The sequence below is a fragment of the Marinobacter goseongensis genome (assembly GCF_023156235.1).
Lineage (GTDB): Bacteria > Pseudomonadota > Gammaproteobacteria > Pseudomonadales > Oleiphilaceae > Marinobacter > Marinobacter goseongensis.
Genome location: NZ_JAKZAI010000002.1, coordinates 32,514 through 57,251, shown reverse-complemented (window position 1 = coordinate 57,251; position 24,738 = coordinate 32,514). Strand labels below are relative to the sequence as shown.

Sequence of the window (24,738 nt, the reverse complement as noted above, 5' to 3'; positions counted from 1 at the left end):
TGAGGTAGTTTTCAGAGCACACCTGTTCCGTGCCTTTACAAACCTCGCCCAATCGTGGAGAAGCCCATGAGCGACACGCCTGACACCCTGGAAAACATCACCTATGACGAGTTGCATGAGGGCGATTCTGCGACCTTTACCCGCACCCTGACGGAAGATGAGCTCGTGCTGTTCGCGGCTGTTTCCGGAGACGTCAACCCGGTGCATCTGGATGCAGATTTCGCGGCCGGCTCGATGTTCAAGGAGCGTATTGCCCACGGCATGTGGAGCGGTTCGCTGATCTCAGCCGCACTGGCCACAGTCATGCCCGGCCCCGGAACCATCTATCTGGAGCAGAGCCTGGCGTTCAAACGTCCCGTAAAACTCGACGACACCCTCACCGTCACCCTGACCGTGCAGACGAAAGAGGCAAAAAACCGGGTGGCGTTCCAGTGCGTTGTTCACAATCAGAACAGTGAAGAAGTCGTCAGCGGGCAGGCCCGGGTTATTGCGCCGACCCAAAAGCTGACACTCAACAAGCCCCGCCTGCCAAGAATCACGATCGAATACTGATTATCCCGGCAGGAAATCAATCGGAAACTTGACCCTTCGCACCGCAACGTCCGCGGAGCCGAAGTTGAACAGTCGGACCCGGGTTGCGATCCGGGTTTCCAGTTCCGGGTTGTCCAGATCGGAACTGACCACCTCGCAATGGGACACGGTCCCATCGGGCTCAATGACCAGCTCGAGCAGCACCTTGCCTTCAAGGGTCGGATCCTGCCTCAGTTCACGGCGATACATGGAATACAGTGCGGTTTTCTGGGCGTCGAACACTTTGCGGATATTGCTCATGCCTCGTTCAGCGGCTCCGGGTCCGGTTTCAGCCGCTGCTGCCTTCACCGGTTCACGATGTGGAGTGGCCACCACCTCACGAACCTGATGACCACTGACCTCTGCCACTCGTGCTGGCGCCTGTTCGTCCACAACACCGCCGCTGCCTTTGAGAGCGTCGTCACGGGTGCGGCGGTTGGCCGGCTCGTTCGGGTTTCCTGACGGGACATTAGCGGCAAGGGTCTGGACCGGCTCGGCGTCTGTCCCATGCAGCGCGGCCATCTGCTCTTTCATTGCGAACAGACCCGAACGGGACGCCGTCGCCCTGGCTTGCTCGGTGGTCTGGCGGTCAGGGTCAGGTGGTCGCCGGCTAACGTCCGTTCGTTCTGGTTCTGGTTCTGCTTCGGGCTCGGATCGATCTGCCTGCGGCTCTGGTTGCGGTTCAGGCAGTGCCACAGGCTCGGGTGGCTGACTCTGCTCCACCAGTTTTGCCAGCGTTGGCGGCACTTTTTCCGTTTCGCTGCGTTCAGGCGCGGGGACGTCCAGCATGGGAATGACCACCGCAGGCGGCAAAAACACCAGCAGCGTCACCAACAGGATTCGTACAAAACGTCGGTTTTCACCTTTTTCAGGGGTCCAGGGCAAGCCGCGCTGGGCATTGGAAGGGTCAACCATTGCGGACCTCCCCAACCGACTCGACTGCCAGCTTCACCTGACGATACTGCTGGTCGACACAGGTCTGCATGATTTTCCGTAGTAGCCGGTAGTCGGTGTCGCGGCCGGCCATGATGGTCACCTCAAAGCCGTTCTCCGGCGGCTCGCCGCGACGATCCCGCCGCCAGCTCAGCTCATTCGCCAAACCCGCCACCGTCGAATCCCCGGCCTGAATGGTGTCGAGGCGAGCGACTTCCCGGCCCTGCACCAGTATCGACTGCCCACTCACCTGCACCGTGAGGGTGTCCTCTGCGGCCTGCTGCGCTGTCGATTGGGGCAACGGCACGTCCGCCGTGTTCTGCATGACTTTGACGTCGGATGAATTCACCATCAGAAAGAACACCAGAATGGTGAAAATATCCATCAGAGACACCAGATTCAGCCCGCCTGCACGGTGCATGCGAGCGTAATGGCGCTTCATTCGCTGGGAGCGACGGGATGTTTTCATGCCCCCTCCCCGGTGTCAGCCGTCCCGGCACTGGCGGTGCCCGCCAGCTCACGGTCATCCGGCGCATCAGCCAGTGAAACGTCCGGAAAAAGCTCCGCCTCCACCTGACTGGCCGCTACCACCGCAGCATAGGAGCGAACCGTATCCAGGGTGGTCACCAGCGTCTGGTAGTCAATATCTGCACCGACCTCCAGTACCAGATCGGTTTTTTCGGGCACCCTTGCCTTGATCTGCTGCAGAACCGCTCGCAACCCGTCAAAGTCCTGAGTGCTTTCAAGTAACGGCAGAGTCCGTATCACACCACGTTCACTGTCAGACACTTCGATGCCGCTCGGGATCACGGTGACCACCAGTCGCAATTCCTCCACCGAGGGTGCCTCGCCGGGGGCCATGCCGGGAAAACTCAGTTCGATGGTGCGGATCTGGCTGAACACCATGCCCAGCAACAGCACCGGCACCAGAACAATCATCAGGTTGAGAAAAGCGGTAATGTCCAGTTCCGGGTTGCTCACCGCCCTGCGATGTCTGCGTCTCATACCGTGTCCTCCGGCTCAGGCCGCAGACTGGCCGGGAAACTGGTCGGAGATGATGTTCAACAGCTTCACCCCGGCCATTTCGAAACTGTCTACGATTTCGTTAGTTCGAGTCTGTAACAGGGCATGAAACATCAACAGGGGTATCGCTGACATCAACCCGAACGCCGTGGTATTCATGGCCACCGAAATACTCTCCGACAGCAATGTGGCCTTCTGCGCCGGATCCGCTGCGGCAACGGCGGTAAACGCCGCAATCAGTCCGATAATGGTGCCCAGCAGCCCCATCAGGGTTGCAATATTCGCCAGGGTCGCCAGGTACTGAGTGCGCTTCTCGAGACGCGGCAGCACTTCCATCAGCCCCTCTTCCATGGCGCACTCGATGTCCGCACGGCGGTGGTTATTGAGCAAACGGCCGATTCCGGCACCCATGATCGAGGCAATGGCGCTGTCGGAACCGTTGGCGGCTTTCATCGCACGCTGATAATCCCGCTTGCGCAGCAACGGCAGAATACCCTTCTCAAAAGCGAGGCGGTTACGCCGTCGCACGCTCCCCAGATAGATAAAGCGCTCTAGGGTGATGGCCAGACCTATCATCAGCACAACCGCTATCGGGTACATGAAGGGACCACCTTCCTGAAAAAAACGAATCACAGTTTCCAGCATTCTCAGACTCCCGCAGTTACTGCAAAGACAGGGATGAATCCAGCGATGGATTCAGGGTTTCACGAAACACCCGGTGGCGCTCAAGCGCGACCGGATCCTTGGGTTCCAGCAGGTCCGGCGCGCCCTCATCCAGCCGCGCCCGAGGCCTTCGGGGTAAGGTGGGGGGCTGCCAGGGCAGAATGTACAGAACACCGGGATCGTCGTCGGCAGCATGGTTGGAAATTCCCTCCACCCTGAGCGCCCCGGACACTTCCGTTTGTGGATCGGCCGCAACCGGCACAGTGCTGATCATTGCCAATACAAGGGATACGGTTAACAGCCAACCCACCCTGCCCCATCCTGACCATGGTTTTATCCGTTGAACCATTTACTGCAGCCTCCGTTCCAGATCAGCCATCCAGCCAGCCACCTGTCGGTCGTCGTCACCGGTCAGCTCACGGTAGCGTCGGTAGTGAGCCAGAGCGGTTTCAAGATCCAGCAGGTACAGCTCAGTAATCACCGCAAGGTTGTAGTGCAACTCGGGTGTTGCAGGAGACGCCTCAACACCGGTGCGGAGCAGTCTGGCCGCTTCACGAAACTCGCCTTCGTCCTTCAGAGAAAGGGCTCGATTGTTGAGGGCCACCACTGCCTGCGGGTCCAGAGTGGCGGGTTGGGCCGGCGGCTTTTCAGACATGGGCTGAGGCTGAGAGGCGCATCCCACCAACATCAGCATCCATACCAGCAATCCGCTCAATACGCGTTCAGGCGTCATCGTTCGTCTCTCCAGTCCAGGTCATCCATCGAACGTCGCGGTCGTAGCGGCCCGGGAACAGTTCCGCCAGAGCGTTCAGGCTTTTCTCCACCCATTCGTTGTAGCCATGGTCGGGTAATAACTGGTGGTTTCGCGCATGCAGGTTGATCGCTTTTTCCTCGAAGGGATACGCCTCCTCCTCCAGGAGCATCCGGTACTGGGCCCGCTCAAGATCGTTCAGCTCATCGGGAACGGCCGAGTTCATCAGGTCATGGGCAAGGGTCCGGTAAAGCTCCGCGCGTCGGTAAAGAGTTTCAGATCTGACACCTTGCTGATCGAACTGTTCTGCTTCCGAAAAACGCTGGGTGGCCAGCGCCAGCGCTTGCTGCTTGTGGCTCAGGGATTGTTGAAGGGGATGGTTCAGAGGAATGGCCCCGAATGCCTCCGCAGCCGATATTCCCAATGCCAGGGCCGAGTTGGCAGACCAGCGCAGTGTGTCCTCAGAATGCCACTGGCTGGCCAGTTCTGCGCTCACCATGTCTTGACGGTAGTGCGGGACCGACACTCCGGAATTAATCAGACGTTGACGCATACGTTGCAGACGCAGATGCTCGGGAGCGCCGGAAGGCTCCGATGCGATTGCCAGGTAATCCTGATATATGGCATTACGCCGTCCCGTGGCCTGCCCACGATGAAAATACTCGGCGGCCTGCAGAGTGTTCGGCCAGGGATCGGCGGCCGTCCGGGCCGCTTCCATCAGCTCCAAAGCCGCCCGAACCGGCTGGTCAGAGGATTCGTAAGCCAGCACCAGCTTATCGCTGATGTGGCGGCTCAGTTGATGTTCGGGAAAATCGCCGCGGAACCGGATGAATTCGTTGACGGCACTCTGCCAGCGCTCCGCCAGAAGCAGGCTGTTTGCGGCATCGTAGCGGCCCTTGATTGCAATATCTGAGCCCGGAAACACGGAATCAACGCGCTGGAAGTGGGCCACAGCCAGATCGGTCTCACCGGAACTCTGGGCGGCCTCGCCCTGACGGTATATGGCGGCAGCCAGTTGGCGCTTCACAGCCCGGGTTTCCTCGGAATCGATATCCTTCAGGACACCGGATTGAATCAGGCTGTCAGCCTTGCGCCAGGCATTTTCCGCGGCTCGATGGTCGTCCGAATCTGTGTGGATTTCGCCCAAAACCAGCCAGGCAATGTATTGATCTGCAGGTTGTGATCCGTGCAGCTGATGCACGCGTTCGGCAAATCGCCGGGCTTGAGTCAGCTCTCCTTGTTCAAGCCACCGATTGGCAAGATCGGCATACAAGGCGGGTAGCCTCGCGTCATTTTGAAAGATGGCTTCGAAACGCTCTGCCTCGTCAGAGAGCGCCTCGAGCGTGACCGGGTGGTCAATGCGCTGGTACGCGCCGTCACGCTGGATGACGACCGCCGCCCAGGCGGCATCGGCAGAGTCCTGATAACCGGGCGTGTCATAAGCGGCCTGCCGATAATTGGTCAGCGCCCGAGCAAAGTCACCGGACTGGAGGCGCGCGTCCCCTGCCAGCCTGAAAATGTCTCCCGGCGCTGCGTCATGCATACCGAGGCGCTCGTAATACCCAGCGGCGCGGGCAAACTGCTCCGGATCGGAACTGTTCTGACCCCGGCTGTAGTGATAGTCCGCAAGCTCGCGGCCGAACGTCCGCCACAATGCCTGATCCTTCGCATCCAGCCGCTGGTATGCTTCCGCCTCCTCGAACGCCGCGACGAATGCTGCCTGGCCGCGCCGCGCTTGCCCCTGCTCGCCAGACTGACGCCACACTTCCACCACCTGCGCCATAAACGCCGGCACAGCCATGTGTCCGGGCTGCAATTCCACGAACCGCTGATTCACCGCCACGCTGTCGGCATGCCGGCCCTTGCTTGCGTAATAGTCCGCGAGTCGATCAAACAACAGGTAGTCATAGGGTTTTGAGCCAGCCTCACTGAGCCAGGCTAACAACGCATCTGCCCCGTCGGTCTCAGCGGCCATCAGCGCCAGCATACGGAGCGTATCATCCACCAGCTCCAGATCACTGTCGGAAACGTGCGCGATACTGGCCTGATCCGGCATGCGCTGATCCAGCACTTCAAGAAACGAGGCGGCCGACCGGCCCCAGGCTCCGGCGCCCTGTTTGAACTGACTCCAGCCCTGCATGTAGCGGGCTTTGATTTTCAAACCGCCCCCCTCATCACCGGCGATCAAGCGGCCGTATTCTGCCTCCGCTTCGACGTAGCGGCCGGCCGAAAACGCCGATTCGGCAATGCGGAAGCGTGCTTCCGGCACCAGTGCTGATTCTGGATACAGCCCAACCAGCTGTTTGAGCCGCTGCATGGACTCGCCTCCCTGCCCCACATAGGCATGAGCCTTGGCCATCTGATACAGCAGTTCATCCAGCTTGCCCTGAAAGGCACCCCGTTCAACGATCGCCTCATAACTCCCCAGAGCTTCGCGGTAAAGCCGCTGTTCCTCTTCGACATCAGGCTGCACCACGTGCCCGGTAGCGTGCTGGATATTGGCCAACCGGTTCAGCGCGTCGATTCGCACCTCCGGCTTGTCGGTGGAGTCAAAAAGCCGCTGATAACGGCGAGCTACTTCCTCCGGCGATATCGCCGGCATGGGGCGGGCTTCGAACGTCAGGAATACCGGACGCATATCGCCGATGGTTTCACCGTCACGGCCCAATTCGACACGGAAGGATTCCTGGGCCAGCACCGGCGTTGCCGTCAGCAACAGGACGACGCCAACCCAGTCACGACAGCGACGCGACATGCCGTAAATCAGGTGACTCATTGTCCACCCCGCTCAAGCGCTTCCAGGGCGAGGTATTCGTAAAGGTGGGCAATCTGTTGCTCGGTTTTGTCCAGAGCGAACGCCATCCGCTTGTCCTGATCTGAAACAAAGGTCAGCGCTACACGGTCGAGACTGGATTCGGCCCGTTCCTGCAGCTTCGCCACCTGTGAGCTGAGCGATTGAATGTTAGTCAGGGCGGCATCCGCACGGCGCACCAGAGCAGCAATCTGGGCGTCTCTTTTCGCCAACCGCTGCTCCAATGCGTTCAGCGCGTTTTCCACGGCGCTCAGTGTCTCAGCCGTGTTCGATAGCTCATCCGGGACTGACTTGGCACCCTGGCGTTGTGCCAGCGCCTGAACCTGTTCCCTCAGCGTTTCCGCCCTGTCAGCCAGACCTGCCCAGCGCATCCCGGCTGAACCGGGATCTGTAGCCAGCCGTTCGCGCAATGAGGTCTTCCACACGATAAGGTTTTGTTGCTTTTCCGCCAGATAAAGCTTGAGGTCAACCAGTTCAGAGACCCGGCTGACCGCCTCCTGGGCCACCGAACTCTCCATGAATTGCAGCAGATAGGCCATGCGCGGCTGGGTCAGAGTTCGGCTGTCGGCGAGGAACCACTGGGCATCCGATCCCCTGGCGTCTAGGATCAACGCCTTCCAGGCCCCGTCAGCCTCTATTCGAGCGGCCAGCTTTTTCAGAGTGACCCGCTCGCTCTCATAGGAGGCATTGGCAGCAAGATACGCCTCACCCGCCTGTCCCAGGTAACCGGACAGGTCGTACCCCCGGCCCATTCCGAGCCAGGCATCCTCAACACCCGGGTAAGCCAGCGGGTATTTCCTGGCGCGATGCCAGGACTGCATGGCTGCCCGATGGTTATCACGAGCGGCAAGAGCAAGGCCGTGCAGGTACAGAGCCCGTGGCATGTGATAGCTATTGAGGGGAACCTGTTCAAAGAACCCGATGGCCTTTTCATGATCTTCCTGCAGATAGGACAGGTACCCCACCCTGACCAGTAATTGGCTGCGCAATGAAGCGCTCCGCTCACCCATGGCATCCTGCTCTGACATCGCCAGGGCAACTCGCAACGCGACCAGCGGACGAGCCGCGTTGAGATCCCTGATGCTGTAAACGCCCGCCAGATTCATATAGCCCAGTGCAGCCCAATACCCCGGCTCCATCTTAGCAAGCAACTGTCCTGCGGCGTCCGGATCATCTGCTCCGAGCTTCAAAGCCGCCAGCTCATACAGGGCTTGTTGTCGCGTTTCCCCGAAACCCAGCCTAGCGGCCGTGTCGAAATAGCGGGATGCGCCGGCGGCATCACCCTCACTGTTAGCGATTCGCCCCAATATCAACGCAGCGTCACCACGGTGGGTCTGACCTTGCAGCTGGCGTTCAAGCAGGTCGCGGGCCCTGACCACTTGCCCGGTTCCCATAAGCGCCCGGGCCCTCTGCCAGGCCACACTCTCGCCTTGTGAGCCCTCCGTCCGCGCAAGCGCCAACCGGGGCTTACCGGCAGCAAGGTCGAATTGCGCCAGCGCAGCCATACGCGCGACTTCTGTGGCATTGCCCGCAAACGCAACATTTTGCCCACAGACCGTCAGGACGCCCACGGCAACCAGAGCGAACCGGACGTTACGAACGAAAGAGCGACTCATCCTGACGTCAGCATCCATGCCACACTACTTCCATTCCGAGAACAGGAACCGGGGTTCGTAATCCGGAGCCCGTGCGTCCAGCGACAACTGGATACGTGATTCCCCGGGACGCTTTTGAAAGCGGTGTTCGGCTTCTCGACGAATGTAACGGTCATTGCCCGTTCGTGCTGTCAGCACCGCCCTGAGCTCATGTTCCCCGTGAGGCACATTGCCCAGATACAGCTGCTGCACCCCACCCTGTTGCAACGACTGGCGTTCCCGGTCGGTGTACAGATGCGAAGACACCGGAGTGTCATTGACGAACAGCTCAATAGAATCAAGTTCCAGGACATCTTTGCGGGCAAGTGTCAGGAATACTGCCACTTGGGTATCGGCGGGATGCAAAATGGATTCTTCAAGCGCGTAGAGCTCGCCGGCCAGATCGGCGACCTGGGCTTTCAGGCGATTGATATCAGAGTTGAGATCGTCAGCGGTGGTCAGTGCCGGGGTCATTACGATCAGCAGAGCGACTGCTGCTGCCAGCGCATTCTGCCCCGCCCGGGACACTCTCGCGGTAGCTACCCTTGCCTGTTCTGTGGCGACCATACGCTTCCTGCCTTTTGTAATGTTCCGTTACAAACTGACAGGGAGGGTAACATCAGGTAATCGGCAAGAACGGTATCCAGATCACCAATTGGACAACTCGACGTGTCGACTTTTTTGACGGGTGTTGCACAAATGATACACCCGGACAGGCTGGTGCGACCCGGACAGTCCACTTGCGCACTGTTTTCAAAGAAGAAATTTCAGGTGGCCCCGTAATTGCTCAGGCTCAGGGGACGGGGGAGCCTTGACCGCTACCCCGTTTGAAATGCCGAGCTTTGCCGATGCACTCAACCGCATCGGCTTTTTTATTTGCTCAGTTGCTTCATCGCCGACTCGAGACCATCCATCGTCAGTGGGTACATGTGATCTTCCACCAGCTGACGGGTCATGCCCAGAGAGCCACCGCTTCCCCAGTAACTTTCCGGTAGCGGATTCAACCAGACCACCTTGCGGAAATGATCGGTTATCCGCTGAAACCACGTGGCCCCGGCTTCCTCGTTCCAGTGCTCAATGGAACCGCCAGGGTGGGAAATTTCATAGGGTGCCATGGTGGCATCACCCACGAAAATGACTTTGTAGTCCGGTGTGTACTTGTTGAGGATATCCCAGGTGTTGGTGGTCTCGTTCATGCGGCGAATGTTGTTCTTCCACACACTCTCATACACAAAGTTATGAAAGTAGAAGTACTCCATGTGCTTGAACTCCATACGGGCAGCCGAGAACAACTCCTCACACACCCGCACGTGGGGGTCCATGGAACCACCAACGTCGAAAAAAATCAGCACTTTGACCGCATTGTGACGCTCGGGGACCATTTTCAGGTCGAGGTAACCGGCGTTACGGGCGGTGGACCGTATGGTGTCGTCCATGTCCAGCTGATCGGCGGCACCCTGGCGGGCAAACTTACGCAACCGACGCATGGCCACTTTGATGTTGCGGATACCAAGGGTAATGCTGTCATCAAGGTCCTTGTATTCCCGCTTTTCCCATACTTTGACAGCGCGGCCCTGACGGCCGTTTTTCTGGCCGATCCGGAAACCCTCGGGATTGTAGCCGTTGGCCCCGAAAGGCGACGTGCCCCCGGTGCCCACCCACTTGTTACCACCGGCATGCCGCTCCTGCTGCTCTTCCATGCGCTTTTTGAAGGTTTCGATCAATTCTTCAAGGCCGCCCAGGGAATCGATCTTGGCCTTGTCTTCCTCGCTGAGATGCTTCTCGAACTCGGCACGGAGCCAATCGTCCGGAATCAGCATTTCCATCAGGTCTTCAAGGTTTTCAATACCTTCGAAATAGGCCTTGAACGCTCGATCAAACTTGTCGAAGTGGCGCTCATCTTTCACCAGGCACAACCTTGACAGGTAATAGAACTCTTCCATATCGGCAAAGGCCAGGCGATGCTGCAGGGCCTCCAGCAGGTCGAGAAATTCGCGCAGGCTGGCAGGCACTTTCGCCCGCCGTACTTCGAGAAAAAAATCGATCAACATAAGGTATAGCTCTTGCTGAATGTCAGCTGCGACGACGCGCCATAAATGCCAGTTTCTGCAACAGGTGAACGTCCTGTTCGTTTTTCACCAACGCCCCGTAGAGCGGTGGCAGAGCCGAGCTGGTGTCTTTTTCCTGAAGCATTTTGGCAGACAGTTCATCGGCCATCAGCAGCTTGAGCCAATCGATCAGTTCCGAGGTGGACGGTTTCTTTTTCAGCCCGGGTACCTTGCGCACATCGAAAAAGACTTCGAGAGCATCACGTACAATGGCCTGCTGCAGGCCGGGGAAATGCACATCGACGATATCTTTCATCGTATCGTGATCGGGAAAACTGATGTAGTGGAAGAAACAGCGACGCAGAAAGGCATCCGGCAGTTCCTTCTCGTTGTTACTGGTAATGACGATGATGGGACGTTGCTTGGCCTTCACGAACTGCTGGGTTTCATAGACAAAAAACTCCATGCGATCCAGCTCGAGCAGCAAATCGTTTGGAAACTCAATGTCTGCCTTGTCGATCTCGTCGATCAGCAGTACCACCTGTTCGTCGGCTTCAAAGGCTTCCCAGAGCTTGCCTTTGACAATGTAGTTGCTGATGTCCTTGACCTTTTCATCACCAAGCTGAGAGTCGCGAAGGCGTGATACCGCATCGTACTCGTAAAGCCCCTGCTGAGCCTTGGTCGTGGACTTGATGTGCCAGGGGATCAGCCGCATTCCCAGGGAAGACGCCATTTCCTCTGCCAGCAGGGTTTTGCCGGTGCCGGGCTCACCTTTAATGAGCAGCGGGCGTTGCAGCGAGATGGCCGCATTCACCGCCATTTGCAAGTCATCAGTGGCTACGTATTTTTCGGTACCGGTAAACTTCATGCTGTTGGTTCCTGTTCGGTTATCAAATCATCCGGGCGAGGAGTATAAAGGCCTGAGCCACCACCTTAACACCCCGGACTATTTTTTCGGTTCTGTTTCATCGGGCTCATCGTTATCGAGCCGGCCCTTCTTTTGGTCATCGAAATCCGGGAGATCGTCAAACTCTGACAGATCGAAGTCTTCGAGGCCGAACTCATCCACAGGCTCGTCTTCGCCTTCTGCCAAAACCGGCAGTTCCTCCTCAGGCTCGTTCAACGGCTCGCCAACGGGAATGCCATCATCGCTGTCATCGGTTGCCCCGGCATCAGTGGCTTCAGCCGCTGTCGCTGGTTCCGGTCCGGGCTCCGGTTCCTGCTTCGATTCTTGCACTGGCTCGGATTCTGGCTCCAGCTCGGGAACTTCGTCGGATATCCCCTCAGGCTCGACAACCGGCACCGTCTCTTCGTGACTGTCGATGTTATCAACAGCGCCACTGTCCGGGTCCCCGGACGGCTCCGACGCTGTTTTACGGCGATAAAGCAGAAACAGGCCACCTCCCGCCACCACAACCGCACCCAAAGCCGCGGCCACCAACAGCCACGCCGGGGAGCCCGGCTCCTCGCTTTCAGCAGGTGCAGGCCGGGGCGGCGCTTCCTCGATGTTGGTCGGTTCTTCCACTTTGCTGATATCGATAGGCCCACCGCCCGCAGGCTCGGCTTCGGACTCGGCTTTTTGCCCTGAAGCCGGTTCACCTGCGAGTTCACGGTTCTCGGTCGCTGGAGCATCCTCGCCGGCGGCCAGCAGGCTATCGTCAGGCGGGGATAGAACCGCTTCCTCCGGCATCTCGAAACGACTGAAACTGCTGAATTTCCGGGAGAAGGTCTGGCCATCAGCGATCACCTCAATGGTGTACCGGCCGGCCGCAGGGAGCGCGCTGATGGTATCGCCGTATAGCCCGTTGGCCGGCGGTTGACCGGAAGACAAAACCTTGGTGCCGCTTCGGTTGTCTTCCGACGTCACCGTCACCCTAACCTCCAGCACCCCAAGAAAGTCCGGATCGGTCAGCTTTTTCTCGTCCTCGAAAAAGGCAATCTGCAGAGCCAAAGGCTGCGCTTCGCTGAACGATGACGGCACCGGCGACACAACCATGCGCAGGTCACTGACAACGGTGACACGACTGCCCTCGCCCAGCTCACCGTTTATCCGCCATTTGCCCGGTCGCGGTTCAGTGACGGTGATCAGGTCGTAACCGGGCTCGCGCGCCCACCGCATGCCTTCTCCCGTGTCACCAACCACCGCCCCACTGCCCTCGGGGTCGGTCAGTTCCAGCTTCCGCGTTGCACTGGTTTCATCTTCTCCCCAGAAAATCAGCGCGGTGAATTCCTGCACCCCGCTGTCTACGACAAAGCCGTCTCCCTCAATGGGCAACTGTTCCTGTGGAACCGCCGCATTGAGGGCGTCCAAAAAGGCCAGGTTCAGCGCGTTCGCCGAGGGCGCCACGTTATAGCTCCCACCAGTGCGATCGGCCAGGGTTTCGAGAAACTCGCGGTCAGCCTCGTCGGACAGCGCCACAGTATGGAACGTTGCCCCCTTGCGAACCAGCCGGTCAAGGACCGGACCAAGAATACGCTCGCGCTCTTGCCGGTTAGCGTCGGCGCTCGCCGATACGTCCACTTTGCCGTCGGTCAGCAGAATGAAGTCGGTGCCGCTAAGGTCGCCCTTCGTGAAGTAGTCATCGCTGGCCACTTTGATGGCTTCGCCCAGATTGGTTCGCAGGGCCACGGAGTTGATGCCTGCAGACCGGTTGATGGCGAGCTCGCGCCAGGCGTCGTCAACAGAGTCGTAGGGCACCAGCATGTTGACGTACTGCCCGAAGGTCCACACACCGGCGCTTGCGCGTTCCGGAAGCAAACGCGCCAGAAGCCGGACGGCAGGTTGGCGAAGGTTATCGGGGTCGTTGTCTTTCATGGAGCCGGATATATCGACGATGATGCGCACGTCAGCACTGTCGGCCAGCTCAGGCGCAGGCGGTGCCTGGGCGACAAGCGAGGCGGGCAGGAAGAGGCCAGCCAGGAATGAGGCCAGAAAAATCTTGCTCAGTATCCGTCGCATCTCGGCTCCGTTTTCTTGTTCTTACAGTTATCAGCCTAGCGTTTCACCAGGCGGTAGCGAACCAGATCCAGCACCCACACCAACAACATGGCCAACGCCGCTACCCCCAGGTTGAAAATCGCCCTGCCGGACGCTTCCGCATCACCGAGAATGAGCTCATACCCACCGTAGAGCCAGGCGGGCACCCACCAACTGCTGACTTCCGCAGACTCCACGGGGGTCAGTAACAGCACGATAAGCGCGGACTGTAACAAGGTTCGGAGCCCATAAAGCGGCAAAATCCTGAATAAGCGGGACATGGTGTAGAAAAAAACCACAAATGACACGGCATAGATGACCCAGAAAATGCCGTAAGCGAGTTGAGCGTCAGTATCAATCATTACAGAACCCAGTGAATTATATGTTCTTCCCAGTCTTCTTCAGCGACGCCGGCTTCGGACGCAACCCGGTGCTGAACCGAAACGCCTGCCTCATGCACGCTATCCGGATCGCCTGAGCGAAGCGGATGCCAGTCAGGCAAGGGTCGACCATCCGCCAGCGTCCGATAGGCGCAGGTGAATGGCAACCAGTGATAGTCTGCCAACGAGTCCGGCGTCAGCACGGTGCAGGCCGGCACTTTGTCTAGCCGCTCAGGATAGACGGTACAACGACAGCTGTCCGTATCCATGTAACGACAAACCAGATCGGTGTAATACACCTCTCCGGTGTCTTCATCCTCCAGTTTGGCGAGGCAGCATTTGCCGCAGCCGTCACACAGGGATTCCCACTCCGCAGACGTCATTTCGTCGAGACGTTTGCGCTGCCAGAACGGGATCTGCGCGATCATGACTGGCGTTGCTCCGGCTTTCTCCGGAAGTCCACCACGTAGGAATCCTGCTCTTCCGGCATCTGCAGAAAAAAATCCTTGTCTGCGATGGCATCCAGAACCTGCCTTCCGCTGGTGCGGGCAAGTTTCCGCTCCGGCGTAAGAATCAGATCCATGGCATGAACCGGCGTCCCGAAGATACCGCGCAGGCTTTCGGGAAGCTCCTCCCAGATTTGCCCGCGACGGACATAAAGATAGGTGTCCGCTTTTTTACTGCTGCGGAACACCGACACAAACTGTTTGTCACTCATGATTTCAATAAATCCTCAAGCTGCTCACGAACCGGCGCGATAATCTGACTGCGCCACCCGCTGTTGAAAAGACCAGCAGCAAGATCCCGGCGATGAACCACCGCCTCAAGCCGTTTCCGGGGTGCCAGCAATTCCACGGGCACATCTGCCCTCTCGGCGGCAGCGACAAGTACCCGTTTGACCTGCTTGTAGAATGCCTGCTCGTCGCGAGTCAGCGGGGCCTGTATTGGCTCGAAATCTGCCGTGGGCGCATCAAGGCCCTCATCCAGCAGCTCCAGTATCTTATCACCATAACGACGGATGACCGGCTGCGGTAGCCCCTGGATATTGGATAACACCTTGAGCGAACCGGGCATGCGCTCGGCGATTGCGATCAACAGTGGATCCCCTACCACCCGATTACGCGGGCGGTCGCGACGACGGGATTCCTGCTCCCGCCAGAGGACCAGCCTTTTGAGCGCAGTCTGCTGCTGCAGAGGCAGCGCCCAGCCGCCACGGAGTTTCAAATAATGATTCTCGGGATCGTCCTGGCTGGCGAGCTCCGATGCAAACCGGTCGGACTCCTCTGCGAGAGCTGCCTCAAAACCACGAACCGACAGATTGGACATCACCCAATCGTACACAGGCGCCAGAAACCGGATATCGTCCAGCGCGTAACGCTGCTGCGCTTCGCTGAGCGGCCGCGAAACCCAGTCCGAGCGGGTAGCGGACTTGTCGAGGGTAGCACCGAACAACGTTTCCACCAGGCGAGCATAACCCACCGAGAATCCCGCTCCGGCAAGCGCCGCGCCAATCTGAAGATCGATAACGCCGGCGGGCTCCAGTTGAAGCCAATGGCGAAACAGCTCCAGATCTTCACTCATGGCATAAAGCAGTTTTGGCTGACGGTTGTCCGCGAGAACCCGGCGAAATTCAACGGATTGCTCTGCGACCGCTGGGTCCACCAGACGATACTGTTCGCCCAGCCCCAACTGCACAAGGCCAGGAATCGGAAAGAACGTGCTTACCCGCTCAAATTCCGTATCCAGCGCCAGTGGCTCGTTCTTACCCGCCAGCAACCATTGGTCGAGTGATTCGGGCTCGGTGATCCATTCAATAGTTGTTGGCGCCGGGGGCGCGGTTGCGACCGGAGTGGTTGGTGGGGCCATAGGAAATGCTCGATCCGTCGTTATTCAGAGAGGGGTTTGCGGCCCCGGAATGCGTGGGTCAACGTGAAGCCGTCCACGTAGCCAAGTTCGCCACCCACAGGAATGCCGTGAGCCAGACGGGTAATCAGTACGCCCCGGCCATCGAGACGGTCTGCGATGTAATGGGCGGTGGCTTCGCCCTCCACCGTGGGATTGGTGGCGAGAATCAGCTCGGTCACATTTTCCTGCGCGATGCGATTCAGCAGGCGCTCGATACCAATCTCTTCCGGGCCCACGCCGTCGATGGGCGAAAGGTGCCCCATCAGCACGAAATAGCTGCCGCGATAGTCACCCGCCTGCTCGATCGCTAGCAGATCCGACGGACTCTCGACCACACAGAGCGTACCGTTGTGCCGCTCCGGATTCTCACAGATGCCGCACCGTGACGAATCGGCGAAGTTCTGGCAGCTGTCGCAGCGGCGCACGTCAGCCATGGCGGTACCCAATGCTTCAGACAGACGAACACCGCCCGGACGACCGCGCTCCAACAAATGAAACGCCATACGCTGCGCGGTTTTCTGGCCTACTCCGGGAAGACACCGAAGGGACTCCACCAGTTCATCTACCAGCGGGCTGAACGCCATGCAAATTCCTCTTACTTCACATTAAAAGATACGCTTAGGCCATTGAACTAAAACGGCATCTTGAAGCCCGGCGGCATCCCCATGCCGGACATCATACCGGACATCTTTTCTTTCTGATTGGCCTCGACCCGCCGAACCGCGTCATTGACAGCCGCCGCCAGCAAGTCTTCCAGAATCTCTTTCTCTTCACTCATCAGCGAAGGGTCAATCTCGACCTTGCGGACGTCGTGGCGACCGTTCATGGTGACTTTCACCAGTCCCGCTCCGGACTCGCCTGTGACCTCGGCCTTGGCAATTTCTTCCTGGGCTTTCTGCATGTCTTCCTGCATTTTTTGGGCTTTTTTCATTAAATCGCCCATGCCGTTCATCATAGCGTGTTCTCCTTCAACCTGAATTCTGAGCGGGCCGGATACTCTCTTCAACGACCCGTGCCTCGAAACGTTCAACGATGGACCTGACCAGCGGATCGCTCTGAATCGAACTCACGGCCGCCTTCTGCCGCGCCACCCGCTGGTGCTCTTCCCAGGCTGCCGGAGTATGGCCGCCCGTATTCCCCTGCTCGATACGCACAGTAATGGCGTCGCCAAACCGGTTTCTCAAGGCAGCCAGTATTTTGTCCTGATGCCTTGCGTTCAACAGCCGCGCGTGGCCTTCCTCCATGGTGAGGAGAATCTGATTACCTTCCCGGACCATCGCCGTATGGCTGGCCAGGTTGCCAGGCATGCCCACGATGCCCAGACTGCGGAAATCACGCTGCCAGTTGAAATCGCCGCTGTGCGCGGGCTCTGAAGCAGGTTCGGGCTCTGGCATTGGCATCGCCGCTGTCTCGTCAACTTCCTCCACTGAGGGCTTTTCAAGATCCGCCGTTGAGGGCGCTTCAGGATTTGCAGCGGTTAGCTCTGCATCAGCTTCCGCCAAAGGCGCTTCAGACTCCATCCCGGAAGGTCGCTGCAACGCAGCGGACCCAGGCTCAACCGGCTGCGGCTCGTTATCACTGAGGTAATCGGGCACCGGGCCGGGATCGAAGTCGTCAGTGGCGCCAACATCGTTTACCGAAGCGGGTGGTGACTCGACTGCGGGCTCGCGCCGCGCCTCAGGTGCCTCAGTATTCGGCACCTCCGGCACCTGTTCGGCCGCCTGCTCAGGTCGAACCGCAGGCGCTGATGCCGGGGCGGAGACAGGTTCAGGCTCGTCGCGAGGTTCCTGAGCGTCGGCGCCGGTACGCGAGGAACCGGTTGCCGGCGGCTCCCGGCGGTCCGTTCCCGGACGAAACGCCAGCATGCGCAGCAGAGTCATTTCGAATCCCATGCGGGCGTCGGGCGTGACCGCGAGATCTTTACGGCCCATTAACGCTGCCTGGTAAAACAGTTGCGCATCTTCGGCACTGAGCTTGCGGGCCAGGGCCTGCACCTGAGCGGCGTCACCCAGGGCATTGTCGGCACTTCCGGGTACCACCTGCTCCATGGTGACCCGATGAAACAGCGACAGCAGGTCAGCCAGGATCACACTGTAGTCTGGCGCGAAATCGGAAATACGCTGAATTTCAGCCAGCAGTGAGGGCCCATCATTTTCCACCAAGGCATGGACCAGTCGTTCGATATCACGCTGATCAATGGTACCCAGCATGTTGCTGACATCACTGGCTGCCAGTTTCTGATTGCCAAAGGCAATGGCCTGATCGGTCAGGCTCAGGGCGTCCCGCATGCTGCCATCGGCGGCGCGAGCCAGCAGCCACAACGCGGGGTCTTCGAATGGAATATGCTCTTCACCGAGCACATGTTTAAGATGACCGGCAATGTGCTCAGGCGTCATGCGCTTCAGATTGAATTGCAGGCACCGGGACAGCACCGTTACCGGAAGCTTCTGGGGATCGGTGGTTGCCAGCAGGAACTTCACATGCTCCGGCGGTTCCTCCAGTGTTTTCAGAAAGGCATTGAAGGACTGGTTTGTCAGCATGTGCACCTCGTCAATGAGATACACCTTGAAGCGGCCACGAGTCGGCGCGTACTGCACGTTGTCTGTCAGTTCGCGCATATCGTCGACACCGGTGCGGGACGCGGCGTCGATCTCGATGAGGTCTACAAACCGGCCATCCTGAATCTCGCGGCAACTGCTGCACTCGCCACAGGGCGTCGGGCTAACACCGGTTTCACAATTCAGACATCGCGCCAGCAGCCGGCCGATGGTGGTTTTACCCACACCTCGGGTCCCCGTGAACAGGTAAGCATGGTGAAGACGCTGGTTTTTCAAAGCGTGGATCAGTGCCTGCAGCACATGCTCCTGGCCGACCATGTCTTCAAATGTGCGGGGGCGCCATTTACGGGCAAGTACCTGGTAGCTCATGTTTCGCCAACTGCTGTGAAAATGACCTTAACCTTAGCACGGTCCCAGCGTGAGAAGAAGACGGACAGCGCCGGGTCGGAACTGGAAAAAGCGATGATTTCAGCCAGATAAAAACGAGAAGAGGAGGAGGTCTGGGGGTGACTCCACCAGCGACACTCCGGCACACAATTCCACCGCTTCGGCTGCTCCCTTCCGGGCCTGACCGGGTTCACGGTTTCATGTTGCGGAGGCACCAATGGAGCCACCATAACGGCGTTCCGGGACAATTCCCCGAAAGCGGCGCGCATAGTAGCAAATGGGGTGCCCCACTACAACGACTTAAAACGGAAAGCAGCGCTTCCTACAACGGAAGAGGCACTTCGTCCTGCCGGAACCAGCAGGCAAGACTGTAGCGGGTGCGGTTGGCCGGTAGCACCTCATGGGGAATATCCTCGCTCATGAACAGCGCGATTCTCCCCATCTCTGGCAGGACCGTTCCACAGACCTTGTTCTGACTGTCGCGGCTGTAGATCTGCAGCGCCCCTCCATCGGTGCTGGCCCACTCGTCATTCAGGTAAAGAACCAGACTGACCACCCTCGAAGCACGGCCGGCAAAGCTGTCCACATGCCGGCGGTAAAAATCCCCCGAGTGGTAGGTCGCATAGTGGGATTCAATGCGCTTCAGGCCAAGAAACAGCCGGCGGTTCAGGCCCATGCGCACTTCATCCAGAAAGCGGAGCAGGAGCTGCTGGGGAACCGTGGCGCCCTGCAGCCACGCAATCTTGTCGCGCCGTACCGATCGGTCGCGGATCAGATCGGCGCCGCGGCCGATGCCCGCATCCTTCATTGACTCGGTCACGTCGAGGATGCGCACCTCATCCAGCAGCCCCTGCAACAGACTTCGGCCCAGCTTTTCGCGCACGTCCAGGCTCATCCAGCCGGAGTCCGTCAGGCCTGCGGCCAGGGTGTCGAGCCACGCTTCACTGACCGGGACATCGATCGCCGGCGCTTCACGCGCCGGGACACAAAGATCCACGTCGCCAGATACCGCTCCGAGTGCCGGTCGGGCTCCTCCGGGAAGACGCCCACGAATGGGTCTGATGACGCTGGATTTCATGCATTGCCTCCTGTGACAGGCCGATATTTTAGGCCGGAATCTCGCGACAGCGTCAGTTTTAATTTACTCTGTGGCTACGCAAATACACGTAATCCCCGGCGCAGGGCCGGCGAATTAAAGAAACTTTCTGCGGTATGAGGCACCTAGTGACGACGAAACCCGGGCATTGGTCGTTTACCCGCTGGAAAACCCACGGGGAACTGGAGGCCATGGAAGTGCACCACCCGCTTTTCCGCGCCCAACTGTTTCTACAGGGTGCTCACCTGACCCACTTTGCCACCCATGACAAGCCCGACTGGCTGTGGCTGAGCGATACAGCCCGCTTCGCAACCGGGCGGGCAATCCGTGGCGGCATTCCTGTCTGCTGGCCGTGGTTTGGCGCACCGGAGCGGAATCCTCCGGAGGTCCGCAAGCGAATCCATACCAATTCCGCCCATGGCTTTGCGCGAACCGCCCTGTGGAAACTCGAAGACGTCCGGGAGTCCGCCCACGAGGTGGAAATCTGCCTGTCTCTCGATGCCAATGATGATTTTGCAGACACGTGGGAGGGGCATGCGTTGCTCCTCGCCACCTTCAGTTTTTCGGTCAAGGGCTGCCAGATTGCGCTGACCACCACCAATCTGGGCGCCGCACCTCTGGCGTTTACCCAGGCTCTGCACACTTACCTGCCAACACCGGATATACACCGAACCCGCATTGAAGGCCTTGCCGGTGCGGATTATGTCGACACGCTGCTTGACTGGAGCTACCACCCCCAGCATGGCGATGTCACGTTTGACGGAGAAACGGACAGGATCTACGAATCCGGGGCGCCAATGGTAGTAGCCTCACCAGCGTCGCGGCGAACACTGAACGCCATCGGCAGCGACTCAACCGTAGTCTGGAACCCCGGCCCCGCCAAAGCCAGAGCGCTCAGCGACTTTCCGGACAGTGGCTGGAAATCCATGCTGTGTGTCGAAACCGCCAATGCGTTAAGTGATTATCGGGTATTGAATGAAGGCCAAAGCCATACCCTTGGCGTGTTGATCGGACGAATTTAAACCATCAGGGAGTCGCCATGAGTCTGGCATCCATTCTGAAATCGAAACTGGTTCCGGCGGAACTGAGCGAACAGATCAACCGGATCCGCAAGCCTATCGGCAGCCTGGGATACGACCCCTGGGGCTACAACAACGAGGCCATCAAATACGGGCTCTCGCTGACCCGCCACGTGTATGAGAAGTACTTCCGGGTGGAGGCCAGCGGCGTTGAACACATCCCCGCCGAGGGACCGGTGCTGATTATCGCCAACCACAGCGGACAGCTTCCGATTGACGGGCTGCTGATCGGGTACGCCCTGGCCTCACGGAAAGAAAAACCACGAATTCCGCGAGCTATGATTGAACGTTTCTTTCCCACGGTCCCTTATCTTGGCAACCTGCTGAACGAGGTAGGCGCCGTGCTGGGCGACCCGACCAATTGCGCCAAAATGCTGGCCAACAACGAAGCGGTTATTGTGTTTCCTGAAGGGGTGCGAGGATCGGGCAAGCTCTACCAGGACCGGTACCAGCTCAAGCGATTCGGAAACGGCTTCATGCATCTGGCCATGAAATACAAGGCGACGATCGTGCCGGTGGGCGTGGTCGGCTGCGAGGAAACCATACCGGCCATTGCCAACATCAAGCCGTTGGCAAAGGCCCTGGGCGTACCCTATGCACCGGTGGCTTTGCCGGTCATCCTGCCGGCCAAGGTGCACCTCAACTTCGGTCCACCGATGTTCTTTGATGACCGGGAAATCCCCGAAGAGCAGGTGACCGAACGGGTAGAACAGGTCAAAGGCGAAATCAGCAAGCTGATTGACAAGGGGCTGAGCGAAAGGAAAAGGCTGTTCTGATGAGCAAGCAACAAAGACCACGCATTCTGGTAACCGGCGTCGCCGGTGCTTTGGCACAACAGGTGATTGATCGCCTGCGGGATCACTGCGATCTGGTCGCTGTGGATTTCCGGGAACAGGTCTATCTGGGCGATGACATCCCGAGCTACTGCATTGACTTCAACAAACGGGTTTTCGAGGATCTTTTCCGGCGATACAAGTTCGACGGCGTGATTCATCTTGGCCGCATCATGTCCAGCCAGCTGACCCGGATGCGCCGCTACAACGCCAACGTGCTGGGCACTCAGAAGCTACTGGACCTGAGCCACAAATACGGTATTCGGCGGGTTGTGGTGCTGTCGACCTTTCACGTCTACGGCGCCGTTGCCTACAATCCGGCGCTGATTGACGAAGAGGCGCCCCTCAAGAGTGTCGGGCTGAGCGCCGATCTGGTTGATTCGGTTGAGCTGGAGAACCTGGCCAATATTTACCTCTGGCGCTATCCCGAACTGAATATCACCATTCTGCGGCCCTGCAACATTGTCGGTCCCGGGGTCAGGAACTCTATCAGCACCCTGCTGGCCAGTGAGCGGGCGCCGGTTCTGGCGGGCTTTTCCCCGATGATGCAGTTCATCCACATCGACGACATGGCCGACGCCATTGTACTTGCCTACAACAAAACCCAGCGGGGCGTCTTCAATGTGGCGCCCGAAGACTGGGTGGCCTATCAGCATGCTCTGAAGCTTTGTGGCTGCCAGCGCCTGCCGATTCCGTCGGTGCCTCCGATTGTGCCGAGACTGATATTACGGACACTGAATCTGAGAAGTTTTCCGTCGTATCTGATGCACTTTTTCAAGTATCCTGTCGTCATTGACGGCAGAGCCTTTGGCAAGGAATTCGGATTTACCCCAAGAAGGCCGCTGAAAGAGATCTTCCGCTTTTACCGGGAGAACAAGAAGCCCGTGTGACAGCCCTTGCCTGTCGGCCGGCAGGGCAAGTCAGGGATCGAATGAGGACGACGCAGGACGCGCGGCATGTTGAATGATTTCAGCTTTATCAGTCACTCTGTGGCAGCGCTTGCATTCGCGCTGCTGGGCCTGCTTGTTTCCTCCCGCTACTTGCGCCGGGATGTTGATCGCGTGCTCCTGCTGGCATGCGTTGTCTCGGTTACCTGGGCAGTCGCGCTGGCAGCCCAGAGCCTCTGGGGTCAGCCTTCGTTTTTCGTCCGCTACCTGCTTGAACTCCTGAGAGACGGGGCCTGGATCACACTCCTGTTTGCCCTTCTCCGCGACTCTTTCCGCTCGACGCCCATCGTGGGTCGGCTGAGGCGCATGCTAGGCGCCGCTACCATCACCTTACTGTTGCTGTTACTGGGGTTTGGGGTACTGGAGTACACCTTTGACCTCGACCTGCTGAATGGTAAAACCAAAGTAGTGGGTCAGATGGCGCTCTCACTGATGGGCCTGTCACTGGTGGAACAGATCTGGCGCAACGCCGTTTCATTCGGTCGTTCCAGCATGAAGTACATCTGCATCGGCGTTGCCGCCATGTTCGTGTTCGACTTCTTCATGTACGCCGATGCGCTCCTGTTCGGCCAGGTCTCAGACTCCTTCTGGAACGCCCGAGGTCTGGTCAACGCGGCCCTCGTGCCGCTGTTCGCCATCAACACCATCAATACCCGCAAACAACCGGTCGAATTCCAGCTGTCCCGCTCCGCGGTGTTTCACGCCGGCACCTTCATGTTTGCCGGTGCCTACCTGCTTTTCCTCGCCGTCGGCGGCTACTACGTTCGTGCGCTTGGCGGCGCATGGGGTGAAGCCCTGCAGGTGCTATTCCTGACGGTGGCACTGACCTTCCTGGTCACCCTGCTGATGTCGCGCCGGGTACGATCACGCCTGATGGTCTTCATCAGCCAGAACTTTTTCGACTATAAGTACGATTACCGCGAACAGTGGCTGAACATGACCCGGGAACTGGCCAACCTTGGTGATGAACCTCCGCTACCGGAGCGTGTGATACGGATTCTTGCTGGTCTGGTCGAAAGCAATGCAGGTGCCCTGTGGATTCGCGACGAACAGAACGCCTATGTGCTGAAAACCGCAGTTAACCTTGCCGCCCCACGGTTTACCAGCATTGACGCAGACAGCGAGATCGGTCGCTTTTTCAGTGACCGGGAGTGGATTATCGATCTTCATGAGTACCGATCAGATCCCGTGCGCTACAACCTGTTGGAGATCCCCGACTCCATCACCCGGATTGCCGACGGCTGGTTGATCATTCCACTCTACCTTGGAAACGAGCTATACGGCATTGCACTGATCGGTAACCCCTACGCGCCGGTTGAACTTAACTGGGAAAATTTTGACCTGATCAAGGTGGTTGCGCGGCAGACCTGCAACCTGCTCGCCCAGGCGGACGCCCAGAGCCGGCTATCCCGCGCCATGCAGTTTGAAGCGGTCAGTAAGGCATCCGCCTTCATGGTTCATGACCTCAAAACTCTGATCGCCCAACTATCGCTGCTGGTGAAGAACGCCCCCCGACACCGCAACAACCCGGCATTCATCGACGACATGATCCAGACAACCGATCACGCTGTACGCAAGATGGCCAATCTGGTTAACCACATTCGCAAGCCGTTTGAGGACAACGACAGCACCGATGTGCTGGATTTGCGCGATGTGGTGAAGGACCTTGTAGAGCACTACAACCGTCAGAAGCCGGCCCCACACCTGGTCGGGACACCCTCACCCGCCCTTATAGAAGCGGACTCTGAGCAATTGCGCAGCATTCTCGGTCATCTCATCCAGAACGCCCAGGATGCAACCCCTCCCAGTGGCGAAATCACTCTGACCCTGAAGAACGCCCGTGATCACGTGGTGTTGTTTATCCATGACACCGGCACGGGCATGACCCCGAACTTTATCAGCTCCCAGTTGTTCAAGCCCTTCGAGAGCACCAAGGGCCTGACCGGAATGGGCATTGGTGCCTACCAGGCCAGAGAGTATGTGCGCAAAGTAGGCGGCAATATTGATGTAACCAGCGAACCGGGTGTTGGCTCGTGCTTCTCCGTGCGCTTCCCACTGGCCGCTACCGATTCGCACGAAAAGCCCGCGATACAGGAAAAACCGGTTTGTGAACAACCACAATCCGAACAAAGTGCCAAATAA

At 58.6% G+C, this 24,738-nt stretch carries 25 protein-coding genes and 1 other RNA gene; 5 read left to right on the top strand and 21 right to left on the bottom strand.

Annotation, left to right across the window (positions count from 1 at the left end; genetic code table 11):
* The first annotated feature begins 66 nt into the window (after nt 1-66).
* Complete coding sequence (locus MLC70_RS00900; RefSeq protein WP_248181087.1) at nt 67-552, top strand: MaoC/PaaZ C-terminal domain-containing protein; 486 nt, start codon at nt 67-69, stop codon at nt 550-552.
* On the opposite strand, the gene MLC70_RS00895 is transcribed toward MLC70_RS00900, so the two are convergent.
* From MLC70_RS00895 to MLC70_RS00795, 21 genes are all read right to left on the bottom strand, one after another.
* Nucleotides 553-1,485 (bottom strand): AgmX/PglI C-terminal domain-containing protein, encoded by a 933-nt coding sequence (locus tag MLC70_RS00895; protein ID WP_248181086.1) that lies wholly within the window; start codon nt 1,483-1,485, stop codon nt 553-555.
* Complete coding sequence (locus MLC70_RS00890) at nt 1,478-1,972, bottom strand: ExbD/TolR family protein (RefSeq protein WP_248181085.1); 495 nt, start codon at nt 1,970-1,972, stop codon at nt 1,478-1,480. Before MLC70_RS00890 ends, MLC70_RS00895 begins: the two co-directional genes overlap by 8 nt.
* Nucleotides 1,969-2,508, bottom strand: coding sequence for an ExbD/TolR family protein (locus tag MLC70_RS00885; RefSeq protein ID WP_248181084.1), 540 nt, complete (start codon nt 2,506-2,508; stop codon nt 1,969-1,971). The genes MLC70_RS00890 and MLC70_RS00885 overlap by 4 nt, the downstream gene beginning before the upstream one ends.
* Before the next feature lie 15 nt (nt 2,509-2,523).
* Nucleotides 2,524-3,171 carry a MotA/TolQ/ExbB proton channel family protein gene (locus tag MLC70_RS00880; RefSeq protein ID WP_248181083.1) on the bottom strand — a complete coding sequence of 216 codons (648 nt, stop codon included), beginning with the start codon at nt 3,169-3,171 and terminating at the stop codon, nt 2,524-2,526.
* A 16-nt stretch (nt 3,172-3,187) separates the two neighbouring features.
* Entirely contained in the window at nt 3,188-3,499 is a 312-nt protein-coding gene (locus MLC70_RS00875) for a hypothetical protein (RefSeq protein WP_248181082.1), read from the bottom strand.
* Nucleotides 3,500-3,538: 39 nt separating this feature from the next.
* On the bottom strand, nt 3,539-3,922 hold the full coding sequence (locus MLC70_RS00870; RefSeq protein ID WP_248181081.1) for a hypothetical protein: 384 nt from the start codon (nt 3,920-3,922) through the stop codon (nt 3,539-3,541).
* Nucleotides 3,912-6,716 (bottom strand): tetratricopeptide repeat protein, encoded by a 2,805-nt coding sequence (locus tag MLC70_RS00865; protein ID WP_248181080.1) that lies wholly within the window; start codon nt 6,714-6,716, stop codon nt 3,912-3,914. The genes MLC70_RS00870 and MLC70_RS00865 overlap by 11 nt, the downstream gene beginning before the upstream one ends.
* Nucleotides 6,713-8,368, bottom strand: coding sequence for a tetratricopeptide repeat protein (locus tag MLC70_RS00860; RefSeq protein WP_248181079.1), 1,656 nt, complete (start codon nt 8,366-8,368; stop codon nt 6,713-6,715). Before MLC70_RS00860 ends, MLC70_RS00865 begins: the two co-directional genes overlap by 4 nt.
* A gap of 24 nt (nt 8,369-8,392) precedes the next feature.
* The gene (locus MLC70_RS00855; RefSeq protein ID WP_248181078.1) at nt 8,393-8,953 is read right to left on the bottom strand and encodes an AraC family transcriptional regulator; all 561 of its coding nucleotides are present in this window, start codon (nt 8,951-8,953) and stop codon (nt 8,393-8,395) included.
* Nucleotides 8,954-9,258: 305 nt separating this feature from the next.
* Nucleotides 9,259-10,437 (bottom strand): vWA domain-containing protein, encoded by a 1,179-nt coding sequence (locus MLC70_RS00850; RefSeq protein WP_248181077.1) that lies wholly within the window; start codon nt 10,435-10,437, stop codon nt 9,259-9,261.
* 22 nt (nt 10,438-10,459) lie between these two features.
* Entirely contained in the window at nt 10,460-11,302 is an 843-nt protein-coding gene (locus tag MLC70_RS00845) for an AAA family ATPase (RefSeq protein WP_248181076.1), read from the bottom strand.
* Between the two features lie 78 nt (nt 11,303-11,380).
* Nucleotides 11,381-13,393 carry a VWA domain-containing protein gene (locus tag MLC70_RS00840; RefSeq protein WP_248181075.1) on the bottom strand — a complete coding sequence of 671 codons (2,013 nt, stop codon included), beginning with the start codon at nt 13,391-13,393 and terminating at the stop codon, nt 11,381-11,383.
* 35 nt (nt 13,394-13,428) lie between these two features.
* Nucleotides 13,429-13,773 carry a hypothetical protein gene (locus MLC70_RS00835; protein WP_248181074.1) on the bottom strand — a complete coding sequence of 115 codons (345 nt, stop codon included), beginning with the start codon at nt 13,771-13,773 and terminating at the stop codon, nt 13,429-13,431.
* Nucleotides 13,773-14,219 (bottom strand): YcgN family cysteine cluster protein, encoded by a 447-nt coding sequence (locus MLC70_RS00830; RefSeq protein ID WP_248181073.1) that lies wholly within the window; start codon nt 14,217-14,219, stop codon nt 13,773-13,775. Before MLC70_RS00830 ends, MLC70_RS00835 begins: the two co-directional genes overlap by 1 nt.
* Nucleotides 14,216-14,509, bottom strand: a complete 294-nt coding sequence (locus MLC70_RS00825) for a YcgL domain-containing protein (protein WP_248181072.1) — start codon at nt 14,507-14,509, stop codon at nt 14,216-14,218. The genes MLC70_RS00830 and MLC70_RS00825 overlap by 4 nt, the downstream gene beginning before the upstream one ends.
* On the bottom strand, nt 14,506-15,657 hold the full coding sequence (locus tag MLC70_RS00820) for a ribonuclease D (RefSeq protein WP_248181071.1): 1,152 nt from the start codon (nt 15,655-15,657) through the stop codon (nt 14,506-14,508). The genes MLC70_RS00825 and MLC70_RS00820 overlap by 4 nt, the downstream gene beginning before the upstream one ends.
* Nucleotides 15,658-15,677: 20 nt before the next feature.
* On the bottom strand, nt 15,678-16,280 hold the full coding sequence (gene recR / locus MLC70_RS00815; protein WP_248181070.1) for a recombination mediator RecR: 603 nt from the start codon (nt 16,278-16,280) through the stop codon (nt 15,678-15,680).
* A 47-nt stretch (nt 16,281-16,327) separates the two neighbouring features.
* On the bottom strand, nt 16,328-16,651 hold the full coding sequence (locus MLC70_RS00810) for a YbaB/EbfC family nucleoid-associated protein (protein ID WP_248181069.1): 324 nt from the start codon (nt 16,649-16,651) through the stop codon (nt 16,328-16,330).
* A gap of 13 nt (nt 16,652-16,664) precedes the next feature.
* On the bottom strand, nt 16,665-18,623 hold the full coding sequence (dnaX, locus tag MLC70_RS00805; protein ID WP_248181068.1) for a DNA polymerase III subunit gamma/tau: 1,959 nt from the start codon (nt 18,621-18,623) through the stop codon (nt 16,665-16,667).
* Between the two features lie 141 nt (nt 18,624-18,764).
* An RNA gene (ffs, locus tag MLC70_RS00800) (signal recognition particle sRNA small type) lies at nt 18,765-18,861 on the bottom strand.
* 102 nt (nt 18,862-18,963) lie between these two features.
* Nucleotides 18,964-19,719 carry a 2OG-Fe(II) oxygenase gene (locus MLC70_RS00795; RefSeq protein ID WP_248181067.1) on the bottom strand — a complete coding sequence of 252 codons (756 nt, stop codon included), beginning with the start codon at nt 19,717-19,719 and terminating at the stop codon, nt 18,964-18,966.
* 146 nt (nt 19,720-19,865) lie between these two features.
* Here MLC70_RS00795 and MLC70_RS00790 point away from each other — a divergent pair, with 146 nt between their 5' ends.
* The 4 genes from MLC70_RS00790 (at nt 19,866) to prsK (ending at nt 24,738) form a co-directional block, all read left to right on the top strand.
* Nucleotides 19,866-20,759 (top strand): D-hexose-6-phosphate mutarotase, encoded by an 894-nt coding sequence (locus MLC70_RS00790; protein WP_486626034.1) that lies wholly within the window; start codon nt 19,866-19,868, stop codon nt 20,757-20,759.
* Between the two features lie 17 nt (nt 20,760-20,776).
* On the top strand, nt 20,777-21,592 hold the full coding sequence (locus MLC70_RS00785) for a lysophospholipid acyltransferase family protein (RefSeq protein ID WP_248181066.1): 816 nt from the start codon (nt 20,777-20,779) through the stop codon (nt 21,590-21,592).
* Nucleotides 21,592-22,539, top strand: coding sequence for an SDR family oxidoreductase (locus MLC70_RS00780; protein WP_248181065.1), 948 nt, complete (start codon nt 21,592-21,594; stop codon nt 22,537-22,539). The genes MLC70_RS00785 and MLC70_RS00780 overlap by 1 nt, the downstream gene beginning before the upstream one ends.
* A 66-nt stretch (nt 22,540-22,605) precedes the next feature.
* On the top strand, nt 22,606-24,738 hold the full coding sequence (gene prsK / locus MLC70_RS00775; RefSeq protein ID WP_248181064.1) for an XrtA/PEP-CTERM system histidine kinase PrsK: 2,133 nt from the start codon (nt 22,606-22,608) through the stop codon (nt 24,736-24,738).

Bases quoted from the DNA above. Each gene is read 5' to 3' on its own strand.
- MLC70_RS00900 (WP_248181087.1), top strand. From the start codon at position 67: ATGAGCGACACGCCTGACACCCTGGAAAACATCACCTATGACGAGTTG.
- MLC70_RS00895 (WP_248181086.1), bottom strand. From the start codon at position 1,485: ATGGTTGACCCTTCCAATGCCCAGCGCGGCTTGCCCTGGACCCCTGAA.
- MLC70_RS00890 (WP_248181085.1), bottom strand. From the start codon at position 1,972: ATGAAAACATCCCGTCGCTCCCAGCGAATGAAGCGCCATTACGCTCGC.
- MLC70_RS00885 (WP_248181084.1), bottom strand. From the start codon at position 2,508: ATGAGACGCAGACATCGCAGGGCGGTGAGCAACCCGGAACTGGACATT.
- MLC70_RS00880 (WP_248181083.1), bottom strand. From the start codon at position 3,171: ATGCTGGAAACTGTGATTCGTTTTTTTCAGGAAGGTGGTCCCTTCATG.
- MLC70_RS00870 (WP_248181081.1), bottom strand. From the start codon at position 3,922: ATGACGCCTGAACGCGTATTGAGCGGATTGCTGGTATGGATGCTGATG.
- MLC70_RS00865 (WP_248181080.1), bottom strand. From the start codon at position 6,716: ATGAGTCACCTGATTTACGGCATGTCGCGTCGCTGTCGTGACTGGGTT.
- MLC70_RS00860 (WP_248181079.1), bottom strand. From the start codon at position 8,368: ATGAGTCGCTCTTTCGTTCGTAACGTCCGGTTCGCTCTGGTTGCCGTG.
- MLC70_RS00855 (WP_248181078.1), bottom strand. From the start codon at position 8,953: ATGGTCGCCACAGAACAGGCAAGGGTAGCTACCGCGAGAGTGTCCCGG.
- MLC70_RS00850 (WP_248181077.1), bottom strand. From the start codon at position 10,437: ATGTTGATCGATTTTTTTCTCGAAGTACGGCGGGCGAAAGTGCCTGCC.
- MLC70_RS00845 (WP_248181076.1), bottom strand. From the start codon at position 11,302: ATGAAGTTTACCGGTACCGAAAAATACGTAGCCACTGATGACTTGCAA.
- MLC70_RS00840 (WP_248181075.1), bottom strand. From the start codon at position 13,393: ATGCGACGGATACTGAGCAAGATTTTTCTGGCCTCATTCCTGGCTGGC.
- MLC70_RS00835 (WP_248181074.1), bottom strand. From the start codon at position 13,773: ATGATTGATACTGACGCTCAACTCGCTTACGGCATTTTCTGGGTCATC.
- MLC70_RS00830 (WP_248181073.1), bottom strand. From the start codon at position 14,219: ATGATCGCGCAGATCCCGTTCTGGCAGCGCAAACGTCTCGACGAAATG.
- MLC70_RS00825 (WP_248181072.1), bottom strand. From the start codon at position 14,509: ATGAGTGACAAACAGTTTGTGTCGGTGTTCCGCAGCAGTAAAAAAGCG.
- MLC70_RS00820 (WP_248181071.1), bottom strand. From the start codon at position 15,657: ATGGCCCCACCAACCACTCCGGTCGCAACCGCGCCCCCGGCGCCAACA.
- recR (WP_248181070.1), bottom strand. From the start codon at position 16,280: ATGGCGTTCAGCCCGCTGGTAGATGAACTGGTGGAGTCCCTTCGGTGT.
- MLC70_RS00810 (WP_248181069.1), bottom strand. From the start codon at position 16,651: ATGATGAACGGCATGGGCGATTTAATGAAAAAAGCCCAAAAAATGCAG.
- dnaX (WP_248181068.1), bottom strand. From the start codon at position 18,623: ATGAGCTACCAGGTACTTGCCCGTAAATGGCGCCCCCGCACATTTGAA.
- MLC70_RS00795 (WP_248181067.1), bottom strand. From the start codon at position 19,719: ATGAAATCCAGCGTCATCAGACCCATTCGTGGGCGTCTTCCCGGAGGA.
- MLC70_RS00785 (WP_248181066.1), top strand. From the start codon at position 20,777: ATGAGTCTGGCATCCATTCTGAAATCGAAACTGGTTCCGGCGGAACTG.
- MLC70_RS00780 (WP_248181065.1), top strand. From the start codon at position 21,592: ATGAGCAAGCAACAAAGACCACGCATTCTGGTAACCGGCGTCGCCGGT.
- prsK (WP_248181064.1), top strand. From the start codon at position 22,606: ATGTTGAATGATTTCAGCTTTATCAGTCACTCTGTGGCAGCGCTTGCA.